The sequence below is a fragment of the Pseudonocardia pini genome (genome assembly GCF_013870575.1).
Taxonomy (GTDB): Bacteria; Actinomycetota; Actinomycetes; order Mycobacteriales; family Pseudonocardiaceae; genus Pseudonocardia; species Pseudonocardia pini.
On the sequence record NZ_JACBXB010000329.1, the window covers coordinates 1 to 5,862 of the forward strand.

Sequence of the window (5,862 nt, forward strand, 5' to 3'; positions counted from 1 at the left end):
CACCCTCCACCGCGGACTCGACCCGGCGGAGGTCGGCAGGCGCGGGCTCGCGGTCGTGATCTCGGACTTCCTGGGCGAGCCGGACTGGGAGCGCTCGCTGCGGGGGCTCTCCGCGCGCCACGACCTGCTGGCCGTCGAGGTCCTCGACCCCCGCGAGCTGGACCTGCCCGACGTCGGCACGGTGGTCCTCGCCGATCCGGAGACCGGGCGGCAGCGCGAGATCGAGACCACGCCGCTGCTGCGCCGCGAGTACGCCGCGGCCGCCGCCGAGCACCGGGACCGGGTCGCCGACGCCCTGCGCCGCTGCGGCGCGGGGCACCTGCGGCTGCGCACGGACTCGGACTGGGTGTCCGACATCGTGCGGTTCGCGTTGGCGCGCAAGCGGGTGGGCTCGCGGTGAGCACGGGATGAACTTCGCGTCGCCCTGGTGGCTGCTGGGGCTCCTCGTGGTCGCGGCCTTGGTCGTCGGCTATCTCGTGCTGCTGCGCAGGCGGCGGCGGGACGTCGTGCGGTTCACGAACCTCGAGCTGCTGGAGACCGTCGCGCCGAAACGTCCGGGCTGGTACCGGCACGTGCCCGCGGTCGCGCTGATCGCGGCGCTGGCGGTGCTCACCGTCGCGCTGGCCGGGCCGCAGGCCGAGGCCCGGGTGCCGCGGAACCGGGCCACCGTCGTGCTGGTCGTGGACGTCTCGCTGTCCATGCAGGCCACGGACGTCGAGCCGACCAGGCTCGCGGCCGCGCAGGCCGCCGCGAAGTCCTTCGCCGACCAGCTCACCCCCGGCGTCAACCTCGGGCTGGTGTCCTTCGCGGGCACGGCCGCCGTGCTGGTCTCGCCCACCACGGACCGCAATGCGGTGAAGCGCGCGGTCGACGGGCTGAAGCTCTCCGAGTCCACCGCCACCGGCGAGGCGATCTTCGCGGCGATGCAGTCGGTCGAGTCGTTCTCGCAGTCGGTCGCGGCCGCGGGCACGGGGGAGGAGGGCCCGCCGCCCGCCCGGATCGTGCTGATGTCCGACGGCAAGCAGACCGTCCCCGGTCCGGACGGCGAGAACGAGCCCCGCGGCGCGTTCACCGCGGCCCGGCAGGCGGCCGAGGGCAAGGTCCCGGTCTCCACCATCTCCTTCGGCACCGAGTACGGGACGATCGACATCGAGGGCGGCCGCACGCGCGTCGCCGTCGACGACGCGTCGATGCAGCAGATCGCGGACCTGTCCGGTGGGCAGTTCTTCACCGCCGCCACCGAGGACGAGCTGCGCCGCGTCTACGCCGACCTCTCCGAACAGATCGGCTACGAGATCCGCCGGGTCGACTCCAGCAGGCCCTGGCTGGCGGGCGGCGCGCTGCTGCTCGTCGTGGGTGTGGGAGTGGGCCTGGTGCTGGGCAGGCGGCTGCCCTGAGACAGCCATTCCGTGACGCTGAGGTAAATGATTCTCGGACGTCCGCGCAGAGATCCACGTCACACTAACGATCGGCCCGCAGGGCGCGAGTAACGATCGACACTCGTTCCATCTCTGTCGGGGAGATCGGTCCGGTTCCGCGAATGCGCAGTTCCGCAGCAACCCATGCCACGCTCGAAGTTCCCGCTCGCCCGCGGATCGCCGTGCTGGGCTGCAGCCTGGCGTCGGGCCTCGGCGTCCGCGATCAGTCGGTCGGGCGCATCGCCGCGAAGACGCTCGAGGCCGACGCCGTGCTGTTCAAGGCGAAGGCGAAGGCGCGCATCGACCATGCCTTCGCCCACCTGCCCAAGGTCGAGGCGTTCCGCCCGGATCTGGTGATCCTGAGCAGCGGCAACGTCGAGGCGTTCGTCCACCCCCACCGGATCTTCGAGCGTGCTCTCGAGCGGTTCGCGCCGAAGGGCTGGCACGGCGACATCGGCCTCGACCCGCGTCCGTACTTCTCGGCGGACCCGGAGAAGGCGCGCACCCAGAAAAGGGAGTCCGCCGCGAAGGTGTTCCTCAAGAATGTGCTCATCCGGCCATTCGGTGGTTATACCCACATGTCGGCCGCGGACTACGAATCGCACCTGTCCCGGCTGCTCGACGAACTGACCGAGAAGGGCACCGCGGTCGTCCTCGTGGGGCCGTCGCCGGTCAGCCGCTACTACTTCCCCTACTCGCGGCGGAACCTCCGTCGGCTGGAGGAGGTGCAGCGCGCCGCGGTCGTGGGGCGGCCGCGTGTGCGGTTCGTCTCGACCTTCGACGTCGTCGACCGGCGCACGGAGCTGCAGGCGGACCGGGCTCACCCCACCGTGGCGGGCCACGAGGCCCTGGCGGCGGCGGTCGTCGACCTGCTGAGCGTCGAGGTGGGGGTCGAGGTCGGGACGAGCGCGGACGTCGGCGCCTAGCGGACTCCCGCTCACACTGTTCCTCGGAGCGGTGGCGCGTGTACTAGGTTACGGGCGTGGGACGCAGTGTGCTGGTGACCGGTGGAAACAGGGGGATCGGGCTCGCGATCGCCGAGGCGTTCGCGGATCTCGGCGACCAGGTGGCGGTGACGTATCGCCGGACCGCCGAGGGGCTCTCGGACCGCCTGTTCCCGGTGCAGTGCGACGTCACCAGCACCGAGGACGTGGACGCGTTGTTCACCACGGTCGAGGAGAAGCACGGGCCGGTCGAGGTCCTCGTGTCGAACGCGGGGATCACGGACGACGGGCTGCTCATGCGGATGAGCGAGGACTCCTTCACCTCGGTGATCGACGCGAACCTCACGGCGGCCTACCGGGTGGCCAAGCGGGCGTCGCGCAACATGCTGAAGGCGCGGTCCGGGCGGATGGTCTTCATCTCCTCCGTCACGGCCTTCGTCGGCCTGCCCGGGCAGGTCAACTACGCCGCCTCCAAGTCGGGGCTCATCGGCCTCGCGCGCTCGCTGGCCCGGGAGATGGGCTCCCGCGGGATCACCGCGAACGTCGTCCTGCCGGGGTTCGTCGAGACGGACATGACGGCGAAGCTCTCGGAGGAGCGGCAGAAGGAGATCTTCTCGCAGATCCCGCTCGGCCGGTTCGCCCTCGCCTCCGAGATCGCGGGTGCGGTGACGTACCTCGCCTCGGACTCCGCGGCCTACACCACGGGAGCCATCCTGCAGGTCGACGGCGGCGTGGCGATGGGCCACTAGGCTCTCTCTCCGACGTCTAGGAAAGGGTCCTGATGGGACTGCTCGAGGGTAAGAAGCTGCTGGTCACCGGTGTGATCACGGACGCGTCGCTGGCGTTTCACGCGGCGAAGATCGCGCAGGAGCAGGGCGCGGAGGTCGTGCTCACCGGGTTCGGCCGGATGCGGCTGGTCGAGCGGATCGCGCAGCGGCTGCCGAAGCCCGCGCCGGTCGTCGAGCTCGACGTGAGCGACCAGGAGCAGCTGGACTCGCTGGTGGAGCGGGTGACCCCGCACCTCGGGGACTCACCCCGGCTGGACGGCGTGCTGCACTCGATCGGCTTCGCGCCCGCCTCCTGCCTCGGCGAGGGGGCGTTCCTGAACGCCCCGTGGGAGGACGTCGCCACGACCATCCAGGTCAGCGCGTACTCCTTCAAGTCGCTGTCGGTGGCACTGCTGCCGCTGCTCGGCGAGGGGGCGTCGATCGTCGGGATGGACTTCGACAACCGGCAGGCGTGGCCCGCGTACGACTGGATGGGCGTCGCGAAGTCCACGTTGGAGTCCGTGACCCGCTACCTGGCGCGTGACCTGGGGCCCAAGGGGATCCGGGTCAACCTGGTCGCCGCGGGACCGGTCAAGACGATGGCCGCGAAGTCGATCCCCGGCTTCTCGGCGTTCGAGGACAACTGGGACACCCGCGCGCCGCTCGGCTGGGACGTCACCGACCCGGTGCCCGTCGCCAAGACCGTGTGCGCGGTGCTGTCGGACTGGCTGCCCACCACCACCGGCTCGATGGTCATGGCGGACGGCGGGTTCCACGCCGTCGGGGTGTGACGCGCGGGCGCCCGGTCGGCGCGGTTGAATGAGGCCGTGCCGTATGACGCCCTGCTGTTCCTCTCCTTCGGCGGCCCCGAGGGGCTCGACGAGGTGCGCCCGTTCCTCGAGAACGTGGTGCGCGGGCGGGGCGTCCCGCCGGAACGGCTCGACGCCGTCGAGGAGCACTACCGGCACTTCGGCGGCGTCTCCCCGATCAACGCGCGCAACCGCGAGCTGATCGAGGCGGTGCGGTCGCGGACCGATCTGCCGGTCTACTTCGGCAACCGGAACTGGCACCCCCTCGTCGAGGACACCCTCGCCGAGATGACCCGCGACGGCGTCCGGGACGCGCTGGTGTTCGCCACCAGCGCGTACGGGGGCTTCTCCGCGTGCCGGCAGTACGACGACGACATCGCCCGCGCCCGGGCCGCCGTGGGGGAGTCGGCGCCGCGACTGACGAAGCTGCGGCACTTCTTCGACCACCCGCTGTTCGTGCAGGCCAACGCGGACGCGATCCGCGCCGTGCTCTCCGAGGGTGCCCGGGTGGTCTTCACCGCCCACTCCATCCCGACCTCGGCCGACGCCGCCGCCGGGGTGCCCGCCGAGGGTGGGCACCGGTACTCCCGACAGATCGCGGAGGCGGCGCGGCTGGTGGCCGCGGAGGTGGGCCTCGCCGACTACGACGTCGTGTGGCAGTCCCGTTCCGGCCCGCCGCAGGTGCCGTGGCTGGAGCCGGACGTCGTGGACCACGTGGAGGCGTTGCACGACAAGGGCGTCGAGTCCGTGGTGCTGTCGCCGATCGGGTTCGTGTCGGACCACGTCGAGGTGGTGTGGGACCTCGACAACGAGGCCGCCGAGAAGGCCGCGGAGCTGGGCATGGGTTTCGCGCGTGCCGCCACCGCGGGCCCGGACCCGCGGTTCGCGGACATGGTCGTGGAGCTGATGGCGGAGCACCTCTCCGGCGCCCCGGCGCGTGCACTCGGTGCGGTCCCGAGCGCGGGGTGCACCGTCGACGGCGCCCCCTGTGCGGTGGACTGCTGCCTCCCCGCCAAGCGCCCCACCTCCCCGCGCTGAGCCCGCGGCTCCGAGCGACCGGAGGCGCGTGAGGGCCTGCTGATCACCGCTGCGGGTGATCAACAGGCCTTGGCGCAGGATTTCGCGTGCTGAAACCTGCCTCAGGGCCTGTTGACCACGGCGGGTGTTGATCACCAGGCCCTGAGGCGGGTCAGCGGCCGTAGCAGAAGGTCCTGGCCGGGCCGAGGTCCTCTGCGGCGAACGGGGCGAACAGCTTCTCGTGCGCCTCGCGCGCCTGCGGCTCGGTGACCGGGTCGAGGGCCGTGACCGCCCTGAGCACGAACGCGGCATCGGTCCGCGTGTCCGCGACGGTCGGGCCGGCGAGTGCTCCGCCCAGCGGACGGACCTCGACCACGCTCGGCACCTCGGCCGCGGGCCCGGTCGCGGCGACCACGCCGTCGAGGGCGGGCGAGGCGGTGCGCAGGAACCGCGCCTCGCCTGCGTAGGCGTGCGGGTCCGTGGGGTCGGAGTGGATCGTGTGCGCCTCGGCGTAGGGCATCCGGCGGAGGTCCTCGGCGGTGACCTCGCCGATCGTCCGCAGGTCGTCGAGCGGGTGCTCGTGGGTGCCGACGACCCGGACCTGGGCCAGGTGCGTCCCGCGCAGATGGGGCGGGAGCGCCGGGACGTCCGGCAGCGGGACCAGGCTGAGCGAGGCCGAGATCTCCGCAGGCAGGTCCGCGACGGCGGCGGCGAAGGCGGCGGGGAGGGCGGGATCGATCGCGAGGGTGAGGGTGCCGCCCCAGACCTCGGGCAGCGGCACGAGCCCGATCTCGACGGCGGTGACCACGGTGTCGTCCGTCGGCATCCGGTCGGCCCGCACGGCCGACCCGTCACGCGCCACGCCCTCGACCGACCGGACCCGGTCGGCCGCGTACCCGAACGCCCG

Annotated in this window: 6 protein-coding genes and 1 pseudogene; 6 read left to right on the top strand and 1 reads right to left on the bottom strand. The window is 72.2% G+C overall.

The genetic code is table 11. The features are described from left to right. The 6 genes from H5J29_RS18505 to H5J29_RS18530 form a co-directional block, all read left to right on the top strand. A partial coding sequence (locus H5J29_RS18505) for a DUF58 domain-containing protein (RefSeq protein WP_446686484.1) occupies window positions 1-400 on the top strand: 400 nt, incomplete at its 5' end. Between the two features lie 7 nt (window positions 401-407). After that, entirely contained in the window at window positions 408-1,397 is a 990-nt protein-coding gene (locus H5J29_RS18510) for a VWA domain-containing protein (protein WP_181782211.1), read from the top strand. 203 nt (window positions 1,398-1,600) lie between these two features. Beyond that, window positions 1,601-2,344: an SGNH/GDSL hydrolase family protein gene (locus H5J29_RS18515; protein WP_181782212.1), complete on the top strand. Its 744-nt coding sequence runs from the start codon at window positions 1,601-1,603 to the stop codon at window positions 2,342-2,344. Between the two features lie 56 nt (window positions 2,345-2,400). Next, window positions 2,401-3,111, top strand: a complete 711-nt coding sequence (gene fabG, locus H5J29_RS18520; RefSeq protein WP_181782213.1) for a 3-oxoacyl-ACP reductase FabG — start codon at window positions 2,401-2,403, stop codon at window positions 3,109-3,111. Window positions 3,112-3,143: 32 nt separating this feature from the next. Next, window positions 3,144-3,920: an enoyl-ACP reductase FabI gene (gene fabI, locus H5J29_RS18525; RefSeq protein ID WP_181782214.1), complete on the top strand. Its 777-nt coding sequence runs from the start codon at window positions 3,144-3,146 to the stop codon at window positions 3,918-3,920. A gap of 36 nt (window positions 3,921-3,956) precedes the next feature. Further along, the gene (locus H5J29_RS18530; RefSeq protein WP_181782215.1) at window positions 3,957-4,976 is read left to right on the top strand and encodes a ferrochelatase; all 1,020 of its coding nucleotides are present in this window, start codon (window positions 3,957-3,959) and stop codon (window positions 4,974-4,976) included. Window positions 4,977-5,127: 151 nt separating this feature from the next. Here the strand turns inward: H5J29_RS18530 and H5J29_RS18535 are convergent. After that, window positions 5,128-5,862: pseudogene (locus tag H5J29_RS18535) on the bottom strand (hypothetical protein); the annotation flags it as partial.

Coding starts and splice junctions, on each gene's coding strand:
- H5J29_RS18510 (WP_181782211.1), top strand. CDS start 408: ATGAACTTCGCGTCGCCCTGGTGGCTGCTGGGGCTCCTCGTGGTCGCG.
- fabI (WP_181782214.1), top strand. CDS start 3,144: ATGGGACTGCTCGAGGGTAAGAAGCTGCTGGTCACCGGTGTGATCACG.